Annotated in this window: 16 protein-coding genes; 4 read left to right on the top strand and 12 right to left on the bottom strand. The window is 59.8% G+C overall.

Annotated elements, in window-relative coordinates; translation table 11 throughout:
- Nucleotides 1–13 precede the first annotated feature (13 nt).
- From GOW40_RS01775 to GOW40_RS01755, 5 genes are all read right to left on the bottom strand, one after another.
- Nucleotides 14–2908, bottom strand: coding sequence for a formate dehydrogenase subunit alpha (locus GOW40_RS01775; protein WP_171098531.1), 2895 nt, complete (start codon nt 2906–2908; stop codon nt 14–16).
- Between the two features lie 104 nt (nt 2909–3012).
- Entirely contained in the window at nt 3013–3201 is a 189-nt protein-coding gene (locus GOW40_RS01770; RefSeq protein ID WP_171098533.1) for a ubiquinol-cytochrome c reductase iron-sulfur subunit N-terminal domain-containing protein, read from the bottom strand.
- Nucleotides 3202–3259: 58 nt separating this feature from the next.
- Nucleotides 3260–3871, bottom strand: a complete 612-nt coding sequence (locus GOW40_RS01765) for a molecular chaperone (RefSeq protein ID WP_171129065.1) — start codon at nt 3869–3871, stop codon at nt 3260–3262.
- A complete protein-coding gene (locus GOW40_RS01760; protein ID WP_171129067.1) occupies nt 3858–4451 on the bottom strand; it encodes a DUF3306 domain-containing protein in 594 nt (197 codons plus the stop codon). The genes GOW40_RS01765 and GOW40_RS01760 overlap by 14 nt, the downstream gene beginning before the upstream one ends.
- Nucleotides 4448–5002, bottom strand: a complete 555-nt coding sequence (locus GOW40_RS01755; RefSeq protein WP_171129069.1) for a DUF3305 domain-containing protein — start codon at nt 5000–5002, stop codon at nt 4448–4450. The genes GOW40_RS01760 and GOW40_RS01755 overlap by 4 nt, the downstream gene beginning before the upstream one ends.
- Before the next feature lie 245 nt (nt 5003–5247).
- Here GOW40_RS01755 and GOW40_RS01750 point away from each other — a divergent pair, with 245 nt between their 5' ends.
- The gene (locus tag GOW40_RS01750; protein WP_171230842.1) at nt 5248–7203 is read left to right on the top strand and encodes a 4Fe-4S binding protein; all 1956 of its coding nucleotides are present in this window, start codon (nt 5248–5250) and stop codon (nt 7201–7203) included.
- On the opposite strand, the gene GOW40_RS01745 is transcribed toward GOW40_RS01750, so the two are convergent.
- Complete coding sequence (locus GOW40_RS01745) at nt 7197–7925, bottom strand: cytochrome c (RefSeq protein WP_171129072.1); 729 nt, start codon at nt 7923–7925, stop codon at nt 7197–7199. The two genes, GOW40_RS01750 and GOW40_RS01745, sit on opposite strands and share 7 nt — an antisense overlap.
- Before the next feature lie 139 nt (nt 7926–8064).
- Here GOW40_RS01745 and GOW40_RS01740 point away from each other — a divergent pair, with 139 nt between their 5' ends.
- From GOW40_RS01740 to GOW40_RS01730, 3 genes are read left to right on the top strand one after another with little or no spacing between them, the layout of a single operon-like run.
- Nucleotides 8065–9126 (top strand): Mrp/NBP35 family ATP-binding protein, encoded by a 1062-nt coding sequence (locus GOW40_RS01740; RefSeq protein WP_171129074.1) that lies wholly within the window; start codon nt 8065–8067, stop codon nt 9124–9126.
- Nucleotides 9123–9821, top strand: a complete 699-nt coding sequence (locus GOW40_RS01735; RefSeq protein ID WP_171230841.1) for a biotin/lipoate--protein ligase family protein — start codon at nt 9123–9125, stop codon at nt 9819–9821. The genes GOW40_RS01740 and GOW40_RS01735 overlap by 4 nt, the downstream gene beginning before the upstream one ends.
- A complete protein-coding gene (locus GOW40_RS01730) occupies nt 9818–10297 on the top strand; it encodes a DUF6505 family protein (protein ID WP_171129078.1) in 480 nt (159 codons plus the stop codon). Before GOW40_RS01735 ends, GOW40_RS01730 begins: the two co-directional genes overlap by 4 nt.
- Before the next feature lie 3 nt (nt 10298–10300).
- Here GOW40_RS01730 and GOW40_RS01725 read toward each other — a convergent pair whose 3' ends face one another.
- From GOW40_RS01725 to GOW40_RS01700, 6 genes are all read right to left on the bottom strand, one after another.
- A complete protein-coding gene (locus GOW40_RS01725) occupies nt 10301–10801 on the bottom strand; it encodes a flavin reductase family protein (RefSeq protein WP_171129080.1) in 501 nt (166 codons plus the stop codon).
- Nucleotides 10802–10880: 79 nt separating this feature from the next.
- Complete coding sequence (locus tag GOW40_RS01720; RefSeq protein ID WP_171129082.1) at nt 10881–12293, bottom strand: 3'-5' exonuclease; 1413 nt, start codon at nt 12291–12293, stop codon at nt 10881–10883.
- A gap of 4 nt (nt 12294–12297) precedes the next feature.
- Entirely contained in the window at nt 12298–12816 is a 519-nt protein-coding gene (locus GOW40_RS01715) for a hypothetical protein (protein ID WP_171129084.1), read from the bottom strand.
- A gap of 93 nt (nt 12817–12909) precedes the next feature.
- Nucleotides 12910–14733 (bottom strand): DUF294 nucleotidyltransferase-like domain-containing protein, encoded by a 1824-nt coding sequence (locus tag GOW40_RS01710; protein ID WP_171129086.1) that lies wholly within the window; start codon nt 14731–14733, stop codon nt 12910–12912.
- Between the two features lie 108 nt (nt 14734–14841).
- Nucleotides 14842–16626, bottom strand: a complete 1785-nt coding sequence (locus tag GOW40_RS01705) for a sodium:solute symporter family protein (protein WP_171098559.1) — start codon at nt 16624–16626, stop codon at nt 14842–14844.
- Between the two features lie 7 nt (nt 16627–16633).
- The gene (locus tag GOW40_RS01700) at nt 16634–16918 is read right to left on the bottom strand and encodes a DUF4212 domain-containing protein (RefSeq protein WP_170451294.1); all 285 of its coding nucleotides are present in this window, start codon (nt 16916–16918) and stop codon (nt 16634–16636) included.
- Nucleotides 16919–17014 lie beyond the last annotated feature (96 nt).

The following is a 17014-nucleotide window of genomic DNA, read 5'->3' as shown; positions in this document are numbered from 1 at the left end:
TCTCTTCTCCTCCTTACGCTGCCCAGATCTTGCAAAGAGTCGCTTTGGTCTCTTGCATCTGGGTCACTGAATCATAGCCATAGGTCTGGGCGGTGTTGGTACTTTCACCCAGAACGTAAGGGTCAGCACCGGCGGGATATTTGTGCCGCTGGTCCTCGCCCTGGAAATGGCCACCAAAGTGGAAGGGCATGAAGGCCACGCCCGCACCAACCCTGTTGGTCAGCATCGCCATTACCTTAACCTTGCCACCTTCGGGACCTTCGACCCAGACCTGTGATCCGTCGCGAATGCCAAGGTTGTTGGCATCACGGGGATTGATCTCGACGAACATGTCCTGCTGCAACTCGGCCAGCCACGGGTTCGACCGTGTCTCGTCGCCGCCACCCTCATACTCGACCAAACGACCTGACGTGAGGATTATCGGATAATCCTTTGAAAAGTCGTTCTTTTGGATCGACGCATAGAGCGTGGGAAGACGATAGGCGTGCCGGTCTTCATAGGTTGGGTAATCCTCAACCAAATCACGCCGGTTGGTGTACAGCGGCTCGCGATGCAGCGGGATTGGATCCGGGAAGGTCCAGACAACCGCGCGGGCTTTGGCATTTCCGAACGGTGCGCAGCCATGCGCGATCGCAACCCTCTGGATGCCGCCCGAAAGGTCGGTCTTCCAGTTGGTTTCCGGCCCTGCAACCGCGTCGATTGCAGCGCGTTCCTCGGCCGTCAGATCACCGTCCCAGCCAAGATCCATCAGCATCTGCATCGTAAACTCAGGATATCCATCCTGAATTTCCGAACCGACACTATAGACCCCGTCGGCCAACAGGTTGTCGCCATCGCGTTCCACCCCGAAACGGGCACGGAAGGTCAGGCCGCCTTCGGCCACCGGTTTGGACATGTCATAGAGGTTTGGAGTCCCTGTATGACCCATCTCCGGCGTTCCCCAGCAAGGCCAGGGCAGTCCGTAATATTCACCGTCGTTCGGGCCTCCGATGGCTTGCAGCGTTGTCCTGTCGAACGTGTGCTGGTTGGCCATATGGCTTTTCAGCCGTTCCGGCGACTGGCCGGTATAGCCGATCGTCCAGAGCCCCGAGTTGAACTCACGCGTGATGCTTTCGACATTCGGGGTTTCAGCGTCCTCCATCTCGATATTGCGGAAAAGCCGATCTGCCCAGCCAAACTTGTTTGCGAACTTGGCCATGATGACCTCATCCGGCAGGCTTTCGAACAGCGGATCTACTACCTTGTCGCGCCATTGCAGCGACCGGTTCGATGCCGTGACCGAGCCACGGGTTTCGAACTGCGTACAAGCGGGCAACAGGTAGACGCCGTCAGTGCGGTCATGCAGTACAGCTGAGACGGTGGGATACGGGTCGATCACGACCAGCATGTCCAGCTTCTCCATCGCCGTCTTCATTTCCGTCATCCGGGTCTGCGAATTGGGTGCGTGGCCCCAAAGAACCATGGCCCGGACGTTGTTGTCCTGATCCATGTTGGCCGGGTCTTCCAGGACCCCGTCGATCCAGCGGGACACCGGAATGCCGCGCTCGTTCATCAGAGGTTTGTCTTTCCCTTCCTTGTCCTTGATCGTCGCGAACTGACCTTTCAGCCAATCCAGATCTTCACCCCAGACACGGCTCCAATGGCCCCAGGCACCTGCGGACAGGCCGTAATAGCCGGGCAGCGTATGGGACAGAACACCCAGGTCCGTCGCGCCCTGCACGTTGTCATGGCCACGGAAGATGTTGGTGCCACCACCCGAGGTGCCCATGTTGCCAAGCGCAAGCTGAAGCACGCAGTAGGCGCGGGTGTTGTTGTTGCCGTTGGTGTGCTGGGTTCCTCCCATACACCAGATCACGGTGCCGGGACGGTTGTTTACCATTGTCCGGGCAACGCGCTTGAGCTGTGAGCCGGGAACACCGGTTACGCGCTCGGTCTCTTCGGGGTTCCAGTTGGCGACTTCGGTGCGGATCTGATCCATACCCCAGACACGGGTGCGGATGAACTCTTTGTCCTCCCAGCCGTTGTCGAAAATGTGCCACAGGATACCCCAGATCAGCGCGACATCGGTACCGGGACGGAACCGCACGTATTCGTCCGCATGGGCCGCGGTGCGCGTAAAGCGCGGATCGCAGACGATCAGGGGGGCATTGTTCTGCTCTTTCGCGCGCAGAACGTGCAGCAGCGAGACGGGATGCGCCTCGGCCGGGTTGCCGCCGATGATGAAGATGGCCCGAGAGTTATGGATGTCGTTATACGAATTGGTCATGGCGCCGTAGCCCCATGTATTCGCAACACCCGCAACCGTGGTCGAGTGGCAGATACGGGCCTGATGGTCCACATTGTTCGTGCCCCAATAGGCGGCGAATTTGCGGAACAGATAGGCCTGTTCGTTATTGTGCTTGGCCGAGCCCAGCCAATAAACGCTGTCCGGCCCGGATTCGGCGCGGATATTCATCATGCCGTCGCCGATCTCGTCGATCGCCTGTTCCCAGCTGATGCGTTTCCACTCTCCGCCTTCCTTTTTCATTGGGTATTTCAGGCGGCGTTCGCCATGGGCGTGCTCGCGGACCGAGGCCCCCTTGGCGCAATGTGCACCCAGGTTGAACGGGCTGTCCCAGCCGGGTTCCTGCCCGACCCAGACGCCGTTTTGCACTTCGGCCACAACGGTACAGCCGACGGAACAGTGGGTGCATACGGATTTGATGTTTTCGACCGCGGCGTTGGCCGCTGTCTGGGCGCTGGCTTGCGTCACGGTTCCACCCGTGGCGCTGATCGCGGCCAGGCCGCCGATCGTCAGGCCCGAGCCACGCAGAAATGCGCGGCGATCGACGGTTTTCTCGCCGATCTGGGACAGGATACTTGTCCGCTGGGGGCGTCTCGCAACCCCGTTGGTCTTTTTCCTAAGCATTGGTTTCCTCCCTTGCGCGCCGTGTCAGCCACGGCTGGCTTGGTACTTCTGGTGCCGACATCAGGGCCAATCGCAACCGTCCGTCGGGGTGAAAACGTCCGATCCTAGAACCGGGTGCTTTCGATGTAGGCGCGGGTATGCGCTGTATCCTGCATCCGTGTGTCATCCACCGGCAGCTCGGCTGCCTCGGCTTCACCGGTCAGGCTGGCGGCAGCAACAGCAGCAGGTGCTGCGGTTCCGGCCAGTTTCAGGAAGTCGCGGCGCGTGGCGCCTTCTTCCTTTTTCTTGCTCATGGGCTCCTCCTGTCCCAATTGCGATTTGGTGCCCACCTGGGCACCGGCGAATGGCGGGCTAGGCCGCCGTCATTCGGAACGCTTCCCGTTCGATCTCCATGAACACACGGCCAGCAGTCCCGACCGAGGCATAGAGGACCGAGTTCTCGGCACCTTCCAAATCCGAATAGAAATGCGCGGCCCAAGGGCCGATATGTTTGCTCCAGAACGTCTTTTGATCCTCAAGCGATGCCGGTTTGCCGAAGCGCCCGACGATCATGCCGGCCATCATCTCCATCATCGAGGCGATATTGTCTTCGGGTTCATACACATTGGGCGCACGGGTAATCCCGCGCGCGGCCATGTCATTGCGCAGCTGCGCCAGCGGTTTTTCATTCAGAAAACCAGTGAGATAGAAACTAGCATATGGCAGCAACTCGCCCCGTCCCAGACCGATGAACAATGCGTTGAACTCACGTTCGGCAGCAGCGGGTTTTGTCACCTTGGCCACCCGCGCCATGGCCTGAATGGCCTGACCCAGATCCGAGTCGTCACCGCTGAGCCCTGCCATCTGATCCAGCAACAGCTGGTCTGGTGGTCCCGCCAGCAGCAAGCCCAAAAAGTTATAGAAATCCGCGCGCAGGCGATCCTCGGGTGAGACGTCCAGAATATGCGCGTCAGGTGCGGTCATGCGGTTGTCCTTCAAATTCAAACGTCATGCGGCGCGGGGCAGGGGGCAGGTCAGCCTCGGGCTCTTCGATCTCAGGCTCTCCGGTATCAGCCATCACAACAGGTTCGGAAAGGGGGTCGGCTTCGGGCTCTGGCGCGGCCTCTTCCGGTTCTTCCGTTGCTTCTGCATCCGCTTCGGCTTGCGCCGCCAAGGCCTCGACATGGGCCATCATGCCTTTGCCAACCTGATAGGCGGTCTGCAGGTTTTCGATCACACAGGCCGCATCGGTATAGTCCTCGCCGTAATCAATCAGCCCATCCACATTGGCCAATACGGGATTGAGCCGCCACAACCTGCGCAGCGCACGGCGACGCAGGCGGTCAGGTACAGCTTTGGCCATGAAGCCCGACACATCATCGCCCGGTTGAAGCGCATCCGGGTCAGGCAGGTCGAACTCGGCCAATATCTCGGCGTCGGTTTTGTCCTCCAACTCGGCATGCTGTTCAGCGACAATCTGATGTTCCGCGACCAGCGCTTCGGCTTTGGCTTCGGCCTCAACGGCAGCCTTGCGGCGAGACCAGAAATCGCCAGGCCTGCTCATTGCATCACCCTGCGCGGTGCGCGATACACATCCGAGGCCTGGCGGATCCGCGCGTCGCCTTTGCCGTCTTCCACAAGATCAACACGTTTCTTGTCGCGGCGGCGTTTGACAAATACCTCGTCGCGGTGATGTTCGAGCGTGAAATCCCGCAGCCAGGCAATCAATCCTTCGGTCATCGGGATCTTCTCAACGATCTCTTCACCGGTATCGGCATAGTCCTGACCCTCATAGGGCGAGGCTGTGATCAGAACGGTATTTAGCGGTGTGTCGCCCTTCAACTCGTCTCGCAACACCAGATAGAGCGAGGGTTGGCTATCGGACAGATTAACACGGTAGGCCTCGGTCTCGTCCGCCCAAAGGGTCAGCGTCAACGTGGCCGCGTGGTATTCAACCGCGTCACCTTCACGGCGCATCTCGACCCAATCTGCGGGTCCCGCGCCGGGTAAAGCAGCGACAGCCCGCCAGTTCCACTTCGCCCAGCGTGTAACTCCGGGTGTTTTGCGCACGACGACGCCAACTGGCATTTCAATCTGGTTTGCGGCCCTAGCCAACAATTCCTCCCCGAGACGGCTCTCCCCTGCCACCTCTGTCTCCCACTATGATACATAAAGTAGCGTTCTGCCAAGAAAACTTTGCGCATCTGACCGCGGCGTTGTCGAAAAAGTCTCATCTCAAATTCATCGAACCAGATCCGCGCGTATCGATCCGCATTTTATCCGCTGCGAACTGCTTTGCATTGCCAGCCTCTGGATTACGTCTAAGGTAGCAAAGCCGGGGTTCAGTCGGGGAGGAATGGATGACCGCCAAGATACTTCTGTGTGATTGCGGAGGGACGCAGGCCGTTAAGGCTGACAGTATTTCCGGGGCCTGCGATGCAGCTTGTTCCAAAGTCTACACCGCGCTCTGTACCCGCCAATTGGAAGCGGCGGCTCAAATGATGCAATCTGAAGGCCAGGTGGTTGTCGCATGCGGTCAGGAAACAGAGGTGTTCCGCGATTTGGCCGAGGATCTTGGGGTTGAACAGCCCGGTTTCGTCGATCTGCGCGACCGGGCCGGCTGGTCCGAGCAGGGAGGCGATGCGGGGCCCAAGATGGCGGCGCTTGCGGCCGAGGCGTTGGTGTCTCAACCCGTGATCCCAAGTGTGGATGTGATCAGCGAGGGCACTTGCTGCATCATAGGCCCCGGAGCCGCTGCCTATGATCTGGCGGCTTTGCTTTCAGATACCCTGGCGGTGACTGTGGTGGTCACCGATGATGAGGACCCGCTCAGCCGAGCCTATGACGTCGTGCGCGGTCAGCTGCGCAGCGTCAGTGGGGCGTTGGGTGGATTTAGCTTGCGGCTGGACCAGCTGCAGCAGCTAGAACCGGGCGGTCGCGGCGCCTTTGGCTGGAGCCCAGCGCGGGACGGGGCCGTGTCGCGATGTGACATCGTAGTCGATCTTACCGGCGGCACCGCTTTGGTTGCGGCCCCCGAAAAGCGCGAAGGGTATTTGCGGGCAGATCCCAAAGACCCGATAGCCGTGACCCGGCTTGCGCTGGAGGCCATGCAACTGGTCGGCACGTTCGAAAAACCGCTTTATGTCAGGCTGGACGAAGCGCTTTGTGCCCATTCACGGGCCGAGCAGACTGGGTGTTCCAACTGTTTGGATATCTGCCCAACCGGGGCGATCACCCCGGCGGGTGAGCATGTTCAGATCGACCCGATGACCTGCGCCGGGTGTGGGTCCTGCGCTGCGCTCTGCCCCTCGACCGCCATCACTTATGAGGATCCGCCCGTCGCGGCTGTACTGTCACGTATGGGTGTCTTGGCGCGGGCCTACCGCAAGGCCGGGGGACATGCGCCACGCCTTTTGGTCCATGACGGTCATGGGGCCGAGATGATGCGGCTTGCCGCCCGGTTCGGTCGGGGCCTGCCTGCCGATGTCATTCCCTTCGAACTAAGCGTGGTCTCGGGCTTTGGCCACGCAGAGATGTTGGCCGGTCTGGCGCATGGCTTTGCACGTGTCGATATTCTGGTCTCGCCGAAAACCGAGCGCGCTGCACTGGATCGCGAGCTTGAGCTGGCGCAGGCCATCGCCGGGCCGGACGAGCTGGGTCTGATCGACATTCAGGACCCGGATGCGATGTCGGATGCACTTTATGCTCAAGACGTGCCCGAACCGCTGGCAGAGCCGGTGCTGCCTCTGGGCAACCGACGCCAAATCGCTCGTCTGGCGGCACAGGCGCTGAACCCAGGGGCAGAGGCGCCTTTGCCCTTGCCGCAAGGCGCGCCCTATGGGGCGATTGCAGTCGATACTGACAGTTGTACCCTGTGCCTCAGCTGCGTATCGCTTTGCCCATCGGGAGCATTGATCGATAATCCCGACAAACCTCAGCTGAATTTCCAGCAGGATGCCTGCCTGCAATGCGGGCTGTGCAGCACCATTTGCCCGGAAACGGCTATCACCCTGGTGCCCGAATTGGACCTGAGCGACGGCGCATTGTCGCAACGGGTGCTCAATGAAGAAGAGCCCTATGCCTGCGTTGAATGCGGGGCCTTGTTTGGGGTCAAATCCACAGTTGAACGCATCATTGACAAGCTGGCGGGTTCGCATCCGATGTTCGCCAGCTCGGATCAGGCGCGCATGATCCAGATGTGCGACAATTGCCGCGTGAACGCGCAGTTCCACAGTCAGGACAATCCGTTTGCCTCAAAGCCACGTCCCAAAGTGGTGACGACGGATGACTATTTCTCAAAGCGCAAGGATCACTGAAGTTGCAGCGGGGCCCCAAGGTCGGCCGCATCCATGACCGAGACAAAAGCGATGATCGCCTCGAGATCATCGAGCGTCATCTCTACCGGGTGAATGGGCGAGGGGCGGTCGGCGGCGAAAGGCGGCGTGACATCCTCGATCTGGGTGAAAGACGGGTGCGGGTTCAGGGCAAAGAACGCCTCGAACCGTTCCGACCAGTTGGGCATCGCGCGCAGCACCGCAAAAGACGGGGTCGAGCCCAACCCGTTCATCCGGTTCTTGGGGCCGATCACATGGCAGCGTCCGCAATGCGTCATCGACAACTCTTCGCCCAGAATCACATTGCCATCGATCACCAATTCGATCTGATCCTGCGCCACTTCGAAACTGGCACTGAAGGGGGCTCCCTGATCGGGGGTAAAGCTTTCGACCGTGCGTTTGCCGATATCCGATCTCAGCCAGTCGCGAAACCGTTCCTGCCTGGGATCCTCGGTGATGCTGAGGTAGAAGACCACACCGTCGCGGGCAAAGACGGGTTCACCCTTAGGCCCGGCGCTCAACGACATTTCTCCGGCCTCATCCGCAATAACGCGGATCCCGGTCTTGAGAGAGAAGCGCGGAAGGATATGTTGCAAAAGGCCCGAGTTTGCCAACGCCTCTGGGGCGGCAAGCCCAAGCGCCTGCTGGCCCAAGGAAGGGCTGGCGGTGAGCGTCAGGCTCAGGCACAAGAGAACAAAGCGCATGGTCTAGCCTAGCGGGCAGCGGGCCAAGGCGTCAAATGAACTGAAAAATGAAGAAGACGGAGAGACATGCAATGAGCGGCGACGGGTTTATGTCGATACGCAAAGCCCCCCAGACGGGGCAGATCAAGGGGAAGGGCGCATGAGCATCCGTGACGCGGTTCTGGCGAACCTCAAAAAGATCACCGATCCGGTCTCGGGTCAGGACATTGTCAGCGCCGGTGTCGTGCGTGCGCTGAACGTGGATGGTGACACGGTGCGATTTGTGCTCGAGATTGATCCCAAACACGCCGAAAAGATGGAACCGGTGCGGGCCACGGCTGAACAGGCCGCGCAGATGGTTGACGGCGTTTCCAAGGTCTCGGCCATGTTGACCGCGCATTCCGACAAAGCGCCGCCGGATCTCAAGCCCAAACCCAAACCGTCGCAGACCGGACCCCAGGCGGTGCCGGGTGTGGACCGGATTATCGCTGTCGCCTCGGGCAAGGGCGGGGTGGGCAAATCCACCGTGTCGGCAAACCTGGCATGTGCGCTGGCAGCCGAAGGCCGCCGCGTGGGCCTTCTGGATGCGGATGTCTATGGGCCGTCGCAACCCCGGATGCTGGGCGTCTCGGGCCGACCGGCCAGCCCGGATGGCAAGACGATCCTGCCGCTGCGCAACCACGGCGTCACCATGATGTCGATGGGGCTGATGACCAACGAGGGTCAGGCGGTGGTCTGGCGCGGCCCGATGCTGATGGGCGCACTTCAACAGATGATGGGGCAGGTGCAATGGGGCGCTCTGGACGTTCTGATCGTCGACCTGCCGCCCGGAACCGGAGACGTGCAACTGACGCTGAGCCAGAAGTTCCAGGTGGATGGCGCGATAGTTGTCTCGACACCGCAGGATGTGGCCCTGATCGATGCCCGCAAGGGGATCGACATGTTCAACCAGCTCAAGACACCGATCCTTGGCATGATCGAGAATATGTCCACCCATATTTGCAGCAATTGCGGGCATGAGGAACATATCTTTGGCCATGGCGGCGTCGCGTCTGAGGCGCAGGCCTTGGGCGTGCCGCTTCTGGGGGAAATCCCGCTGCATCTGGACATCCGTCTGGCCGCCGATGGCGGTGCGCCGATTGTGGTGACGAAACCCGAAAGCGCGCAGGCCGAGGCGTTCCGCAAGATCGCTCGCGACCTGATCGCCCAAGGCAACGCATGAGCGAACCGGTCTTTCACCCCTTGCTCTCGGGCCACCCGGTTCAGGGTGGGGAAGACCCGTTTGAGCGGGCGCAAGCCATGGCCGCACTTGGCTGTGATGCGGGCACCGTCGTTTACAACATACAGGCCAATTACCTTCGGGTGGCGATTGTGTTTGCCCCCGAAGTTGGCTTGCAGGACGCCATAGCGATGCTGCCGCTTTGCGCGGTTGGTTTTCAGAACGCGCTGGGGGCGCTGGCTCCGCCCGAGGTTGCCGTGCATCTGGGCTGGTCAGGCGAGATCCACGTAAACGGCGCGCGCTGTGGTCGGTTCAGGGTTGCCGCCGCGACGGGCGAACCCGAAGCAGAGCCCGATTGGCTGATCGTTGGATGGGAGCTGACGCTGCTGCAAACCAGTGACGCACCGGGGGAAACGCCTGACGTGACCGCGCTCTACGACGAAGGCTGTGCCGATGTCTCTGCAACTCAACTGGTCGAAAGCTGGTCGCGCCACATGCTGACCTGGCTCAATCGCTGGCAAGAGGATGGCAACGCGCCGCTCCATGCCGAATGGATGGGCCTCCTGCGTGGCGTCGGTGAACCCTCGGCTGACGGTGGCGTCTTTCTGGGCACCGACGAACGCTTTGGCATGCTGATCCGAGACGGGGCCGACACGCAACTGCGCGCCCTGACCGAACTGTTGGAGAATACGCAATGAAACTGGCCCGCGCGATCCATTTCGATGAAAGCGACATGAACGTGTTCCACTCACCCGCCAGAACTGGTGAATGGTGCATTTCGGGCGGGTTTGAATTTTCGAACTGGGGCGAGGGCGATCTGGAAGGCAAGGCCCGTCAGGCTTTTGCCAATGGCTGGCTCGGGCTGGAAACCTTTGGGCGGGTGACCTTTGTGGCTGTCACGCAGATGGAACCGGCTGAGGTTGAGCAGATCGCGCAGAACCTGGCGGATCACTTTGTGCGCTTCTATGGCGCCCCGTCGGTCGATCAGGCCCTTGACGTGGCGCGGGATGAGATTGCCCAGATGGCCGAACTTTGCGACGAACACGCGCCCAACACGCTGCTGACCGTCGCGCGCGAATTGGGCAGTGCCGGGGTGCACGAGACCTATCGCATCATCACCCCGCAAGACGCACAGCTAGAGGCTTTGGCCGTTCACGGATCGCTGGACGACTGAAGTTTAGAACAGGTCGGTAAACCCGCCGAATTGCCCGCGTTTAAAGATCAAACCCTGACCTTTACGGTGCAGGACCTTTTCAACATGACCGACCAGGATCAGGTGATCTCCGGCGTCGTGGCGGTCAAACAGGCGGCAGTCGAACCGTGCCAGACAGTCGGCCAATACAGGTCGCCCGGCCTCATCCGCTGACCATTCAGCATGTGAGAAATCAAGCCCGTCGCGCGCAAAATTCAAGGCCTGTTCCTGTTGATCCTGCGCCATCACATGGATCGCATAGTGCGAGCAGGTGCTGAAGGTTTCAAAACGGTTGGAGTCCTTGGCCAGGCACCACAGCACCAAAGGCGGGTCCAGTGACACGGATGCAAAAGAGTTGACCGTGATCGCCCGCGGCCCATCGGGCGCCGACGCGGTGACCACTGTGACCCCGGTCCCAAAACACCCCAGCGCCTCGCGAAAGGCGCTGCTTTGATCCGGTGTCGGGATAAAGGTTTTATCGGTCATCTCGTGCTCTTACCTCGGGCTCGGATGACGTGCCACGCGCAGGCGGGTTTGTCCATCAAAACTAGGCGGGGCGGCCAGATCAGTTCAGATCTTCCAGCAAACGCCCATGTTTACGCGTTTCGACGACGACTTTTCCAAACGTTGTCAAGCCGCGTGCCTGCAACATGGGCAGCATCTTGACCAGAACCTCTGCCGTCGCCACAGCGTCGCCCAGCGCGGTGTGACGCAGCGCTTCGGGGATGGTGATGTCCAGCCGCGCACAAACCGCGTCCAGTGTGTGCGTCTCGCTGGCACCAAAAAGCACCGCCGACAGCAGCACTGTATCCAGAATCGGATGGGACCACTCGACCCCCATTCTGCCGGAATGCCGGTGCAAAAACGCCATGTCGAACGGGGCATTATGCGCGACAATGATGGCATCGCGCGCAAAGTGATGAAAACTGCGCCCGGCCTCGACGATATCCGGCGCGCCCTGGACCATGCGATCGCTGACGCGGTGCACGCGTGTCGATGCGGCAGGGATTGGAATGCCCGGGTTGACCAGCGTGTCGATCTTTTCGCCTTCGACAATTCGGCCCTTGACCACACGCACGGCACCGATCTGAACGATCTCATCTTTGTGGGGTAAAAGCCCTGTGGTTTCGGTGTCAAAAACGACAAAAGTCAAATCGACCAGGTGCCGGTTCTCAAAGCCTTCATCCGCATCTGTTTCCAGCAGGTCGAAGTCATAGACCAGTGGGCGCGCGTCGTCGGGGGCGATCTGAGCGGCGCTGTCGTCAAAGATCAGCATATAACCCGGTGCGCCGCCCAGCGGTTTCATCCGAGCAGAATAGCTCTGCCGCCCATCGACACTGGTCAAAGAGCATTCGACTTCAAGCCCAGTGCGCACCATCTCTTTATACGAATCCGTCAATCCGGTGCTTTCGAGATAGTCAAACAACGAGGCGTTCAGTCTGGGATGCGCGATTTGAGCCAGAACTTCGGCGGCCTGCGCGTCGTAAAGTACGATCTGGTGTTTGGGCCCGGCCAACAGCATGGCCACCGGGATCTCGGTCAGCAAAGCGGTCAGACGCTGCTTTTCACTTGCCAAATGCGCGGTTTCTGCAGCGACAGCCTCGGCCGTGCTCATTGCGGTGTCAGACAGTTGATCCGCCAGACCGGCGGCTGCTGGGGCCAGATCCCCAAGATAACGCGCGGCCTTGAGATCAAGGTCCGAGCTGACACCGGCATGCGCGCGGGCGCGTAATTGGGCTGACAGGCGTTCAATCGGCTTTGCGATATTATCGTCAAACAACAGCCAGACCCCGACGACCAACGCCAACAGGCCAAAAGCGATCAGGATTTGAGCAAAGACGAAGGCATTCAACAATCCGGGATCATCGACCCGTTCATAGCTGATCCACAAGGCCAGCGCGCTGACGACAAGCCCGCCCAGTGCCAATAGGCAGAAGAACAGAAATATCCGCAGGCGCAGGCTTAGTCGGTTCAGCACAGGTTCAGACCTCGCACGTGGCCTTGATGACAGGATCGCTGCCTGTGGCTTTGAACCATTGGGCATTCAGCAGCTCTCCATCGGCAGAGAACTCGGCCCCGTCCGCCAGATTGGCCCGGCTGTTTTCGGCACAATTCACCGCTACGGGCACCATCGAGACAGGCGCCCAGCGGCCAAAGAAGTACAGGTCAACAAGACGTTGATCCGGAACGCTTTCATTGGTGCGGACCGAGACCGTGTCGATGGCTGCAAACCGATCCACAAAAGGAACCGCATAGGTCCAGGGGCGATAGAATGCCCGGCTTTCGACCTCTTGCACCACAATCAGCGCGTCTGGCAGTTGATCCTTGGTGCGGTTGTACCAGGAGTACTCGCTGGTGATCGTCATTGCGATCATGCCCACACCCGCCGCAACCGGAGCCGCCCATCGTGGAAGGCGACCACCTGTCAGCTTGTTCAGCAGCATGACAACACCGGCAAAAGCCAGGCCTGCAAATACCGTCCCGATCAGCTCCAGAAACATGTCTTTTCCCCTCCTATCGGGCGCGACCCGCCCCTTCTTCTCGTTCCAAATACGGTCGCCGAAGGTGATCCTGCCCTTTGGGCCCGCGCATCGCTATCCCAACATGCCCTTGCCGTGCCCAATCGCCGATTGCATGGTTTTTACCACGACAAAGGCGTTACGCAGATGACTTCGCTCAAAGTCAGACAAAACAGATGGCGGCAAGTAGTTGTCCGGTTTCTGTCCGGCCTTGGCCTGTCGTACCTGATGTTCTAGCCGGGTTTCGGCAATCAGGTCATAGGCATCCAAAAGGTCCCGCGCACCCGACGGGCTTAGCACACCCGCAGCCTCTGCCGCCTTCAACCGAGCCCGCGTGTTGACCCCCGTCAATTGTCCTTGCAGCGCATAGATGCGACCCAGATCGACAATTGGGACGACGCCGTTGTGCTTCATATCCAGCGTGTTGCGGTGCTCACCGGACCGGATGGTGGCAAAGCCGCGCAACAACCCCAAGGGGGGCGTATGCTTCAACGAGTTTGCCACCATATGGGCGACAAAGATCGAGTTGGTATTGGCCGCCGCCAGCGTCTCGGCCTGAAGGTCGGTAAACAGCTCGAACGCGCCGCCAATGGGGCGCAGATCGAACATCACTGAGGCGAGCATTTGGGCTTCGGGGTTGGGTTTGGAGATCCAGTTCTCGAAATAGGACCGCCACACATTCAGGGGCTGACACCAGCGCGGATTGGTCGCCATCATGTCGCCCGGACAGTAGAAATATCCGCAAGTATCCAGCCCGTCGGACACGAATTTGGCCAGATCCGCGAAATAGGCCATGTCGCCTTCGGTGACGTTGTCATCCAGCATCAGGCAATTGTCCTGATCTGATACGCCCGTCTGCTCCTGCCGTCCCTGAGAGCCACAGGCTAGCCACAGGTAGGGAACAGGTGGCGGCCCCAGCTTTTGTTCAGCCAGAACCAACAAGCGGCGCGTGGCCGTATCGGCGATATCCGTGATCAACCGGGTAACAATCTCGTGCCGATTGCCACCTGCGACCAGTTGAACCAGCAATTGCGGGATCTCGGCGGTGACCGCTGCCATCTGCTCTGCCGTGTGCGCCTGAGCGATGCGGCGTACCAGTTCGGCGGAATTGACAGCCTGGTAATGGGTCAGATCAGTTTGCGTGACGATCCCGACCAGCTTGTTGCCTTGAGCAATGGGGATATGACCGATGCCACGCTCCATCATCACGTGCAGTACATCCGACCCGATATCGGTCGGGGACAGGGTGATCGGATCGGCGGTCATGATATCCGAGACTGTTGTCGTCTTGGGCAAAGCTTCAGCCACGAATTTGCCCGACACATCGCGCAGCGTGACAATCCCCAAAAGCGCCTCATCTTGGGTGACGCAAAGCGAAGAGATATGCTTGTCGCGCATCATCTGAGCGGCCTGTTGAACAGACGTTTCAGGCGAACAGGTTGCGGGGTCGCGCGCCATCAAGACATCTATCAGGCTTGTGGCTAGGCTTTGCGGGGTGCTGCGCTCGGTGCGTGTGCGGTTGAAGAAATTGGCCACGACATCATGGCCCTCAATCAACTCACGCACCAGGTCAGGGGGCAGAACGATCAGAACCGACGGGGTTGTGGCCGTCGCATGGGTTGCAGCCTTGCCATCTTTCAGCAGACCGCGTTCACCAAACGAATTGCGCAGTCCCAACTGCGACACGACCGAGCCGTTCTGATCGGTTATGTCCACCTGTCCGTCATAGATGACAAAGACACCGGGCAGGGAATGACCCAATTCGTAAACCTTGCCGTCTTCCTCGACCTCCCAGACCTCAATTTGGCTCGCCAGCTTTTCCAACGCCTCGGGGGGCAGCGAGTCATAGGGGTGGACGGATTTCAGAAACCGCGCGATTTCGTCATGAGACAGAGGCATTTACGTTCTCTGATGCTTGGTGAAAAAAGTCCCGCCCGGTGGTGTGCCAGGCGGGAACAGTAAGTCGAAAGATGCGGTCGAAGACAAGAGCCGCCGACCGCAACACACTCAGTGATCCTGAGCCACGCCCGCACCACGGGGAATGCGCACGCTTTCGACCAGATCTTTGATCTCCTGCGGAGTTTCCTTGGTCATGCCGGCCACCACGTAGGCGACACCGAAGTTGACCATGGCACCGATCGCACCGAACGAGGTCGACTTGATCGGACCCAGCAGCGGGTCTGCATCTGTGAAAGAGTTGGTGCCCGGGATGAACAGCCAGCCCTTGTGCAGGAAGATATAGACCAGTGTGACGACCAGACCAGCCAGCATACCAGCGACCGCGCCGGTGTTGTTGATGCGGGTCGAGAAGATCCCCATCATCAGCGCCGGGAAGATCGAGGCCGCCGCCAGACCGAAGGCCAAGGCCACGGTTTGCGCCGCAAATCCGGGTGGGTTCAGGCCCAGCCAGGTTGCCACCACAATGGCTACGGCCATCGCGATCCGTGCTGACAGAAGTTCACCTTTTTCCGAGATCTGCGGGTTGATAGCGCCCTTGATAAGGTCGTGGGACACAGCCGATGAGATCGCCAGAAGCAAGCCCGCAGCTGTGGACAGTGCGGCAGCCAGACCACCGGCAGCGACCAGACCGATCACCCAACCGGGCAGGTTGGCAATCTCGGGATTGGCCAGAACCAGGATGTCGCGGTTGAACTTGGTCAGCTCGTTGCCAACCCAGCCTTTTTCTTCCGCAAGCGCCTGCATCGATTCAGACTTGTCATTGTAGTACTGAATCTTGCCGTCGCCGTTCTTGTCTTCCCAATCCAGCAAACCGGTTTTCTGCCATGTGGCCATCCAGTCATAGCGCGGATCATTGTCGATTTCCTCAACAGACACGGCGCCACCATCGATGCCGCCATTGGGCCACATCATTTCACTGATGTTCAGACGAGCCATTGCGCCAACCGCAGGGGCGGTCAGGTACAGCAGCGCGATGAAAACCAGCGCCCAGCCAGCAGACCAACGTGCGTCGGACACTTTCGGCACGGTGAAGAAGCGCATGATCACGTGCGGCAGACCGGCTGTACCGATCATCAGCGACAGCGTGAACAGCACCATGTTCAACGTGTTCGAGTGGTGGGTCGTATATTCATTGAACCCCAACTCGGTCACGATGGCATCCAGCTTGGTCAGCAGAGGCTCACCGCTGGCGGTATCCCCGAACAGACCCAGCGCCGGAACTGGCGTGCCGGTCAGCTGCAGCGAGATGAAGATTGCCGGGATGGTATAGGCGGTGATCAGCACGCAGTACTGAGCGACCTGAGTGTAGGTCACACCCTTCATCCCACCAAACACCGCGTAGGCAAACACGACGCCGGCGCCAATCAGCAGACCTGTGGTGTTGCTGACCTCAAGGAAGCGGCCAAAGGCCACGCCCACGCCGGTCATCTGACCGATCACATAAGTAACCGAGGCCACGATCAGACAGATCACCGCAACGATACGTGCGGTCTGGCTGTAAAAGCGGTCGCCGATGAATTCCGAGACGGTGAACTTGCCGAACTTACGCAGGTAAGGCGCAAGCAGCAGAGCCAGCAGAACATAACCGCCGGTCCAACCCATCAGGAAGGTCGAGTTGTCATAGCCGGTAAAGGCAATCAGGCCCGCCATCGAGATGAACGAGGCCGCAGACATCCAGTCTGCCGCTGTCGCCATACCGTTAGTGACCGGGTGAACGCCGCGACCAGCGGCGTAGAATTCCGATGTGGAACCCGCGCGGGCCCAAATCGCGATGCCGATGTAAAGCGCGAAGGATGCGCCAACAAACAGCAGGTTGATGGTAAACTGATCCATGGCTCGCTTACTCCTCGTCCACGCCGTATTCAGCGTCCAGCTTGTTCATGCGCCAGGCGTAGTTGAAGATCAGCACCAGAAAGACCAGGATCGATCCTTGCTGAGCAAACCAAAAGCCCAGATCTGTGCCGCCAACAGAGATGCCGGACAAAAGCGGACGCAGCAGAATGCCGAATCCGAAAGACACCAGCGCCCAGATCGCGAGGCTGATGTAGATGAGGCGCAGGTTGGCCTGCCAATAGCCCTTATCGGCCTCGGCAGTCTGCGCGGAGTTTGTAGACTGATCCGCCATTGCGGTTTCCTCCTTCACTTCCTCGTTGGCGGCCCTTTGCGCAACTCCTCCAGCGCGCTGGACCGCTTCTCGAATGTACCAAACGCCCCGTGACGT

Source organism: Ruegeria sp. HKCCA6707, from assembly GCF_013033515.1.
Lineage (GTDB): Bacteria > Pseudomonadota > Alphaproteobacteria > Rhodobacterales > Rhodobacteraceae > Ruegeria.
The sequence above is the reverse complement of the archived record's forward strand: the minus strand, read 5'-3'. Positions and strand labels throughout refer to the sequence as shown.

What these genes read in the sequence shown, in the direction of transcription:
- GOW40_RS01775 (WP_171098531.1), bottom strand. Translation starts at nt 2,908, where the DNA reads ATGCTTAGGAAAAAGACCAACGGGGTTGCGAGACGCCCCCAGCGGACA.
- GOW40_RS01770 (WP_171098533.1), bottom strand. Translation starts at nt 3,201, where the DNA reads ATGAGCAAGAAAAAGGAAGAAGGCGCCACGCGCCGCGACTTCCTGAAA.
- GOW40_RS01765 (WP_171129065.1), bottom strand. Translation starts at nt 3,871, where the DNA reads ATGACCGCACCTGACGCGCATATTCTGGACGTCTCACCCGAGGATCGC.
- GOW40_RS01760 (WP_171129067.1), bottom strand. Translation starts at nt 4,451, where the DNA reads ATGAGCAGGCCTGGCGATTTCTGGTCTCGCCGCAAGGCTGCCGTTGAG.
- GOW40_RS01750 (WP_171230842.1), top strand. Translation starts at nt 5,248, where the DNA reads ATGACCGCCAAGATACTTCTGTGTGATTGCGGAGGGACGCAGGCCGTT.
- GOW40_RS01745 (WP_171129072.1), bottom strand. Translation starts at nt 7,925, where the DNA reads ATGCGCTTTGTTCTCTTGTGCCTGAGCCTGACGCTCACCGCCAGCCCT.
- GOW40_RS01740 (WP_171129074.1), top strand. Translation starts at nt 8,065, where the DNA reads ATGAGCATCCGTGACGCGGTTCTGGCGAACCTCAAAAAGATCACCGAT.
- GOW40_RS01735 (WP_171230841.1), top strand. Translation starts at nt 9,123, where the DNA reads ATGAGCGAACCGGTCTTTCACCCCTTGCTCTCGGGCCACCCGGTTCAG.
- GOW40_RS01730 (WP_171129078.1), top strand. Translation starts at nt 9,818, where the DNA reads ATGAAACTGGCCCGCGCGATCCATTTCGATGAAAGCGACATGAACGTG.
- GOW40_RS01725 (WP_171129080.1), bottom strand. Translation starts at nt 10,801, where the DNA reads ATGACCGATAAAACCTTTATCCCGACACCGGATCAAAGCAGCGCCTTT.
- GOW40_RS01715 (WP_171129084.1), bottom strand. Translation starts at nt 12,816, where the DNA reads ATGTTTCTGGAGCTGATCGGGACGGTATTTGCAGGCCTGGCTTTTGCC.
- GOW40_RS01710 (WP_171129086.1), bottom strand. Translation starts at nt 14,733, where the DNA reads ATGCCTCTGTCTCATGACGAAATCGCGCGGTTTCTGAAATCCGTCCAC.
- GOW40_RS01705 (WP_171098559.1), bottom strand. Translation starts at nt 16,626, where the DNA reads ATGGATCAGTTTACCATCAACCTGCTGTTTGTTGGCGCATCCTTCGCG.
- GOW40_RS01700 (WP_170451294.1), bottom strand. Translation starts at nt 16,918, where the DNA reads ATGGCGGATCAGTCTACAAACTCCGCGCAGACTGCCGAGGCCGATAAG.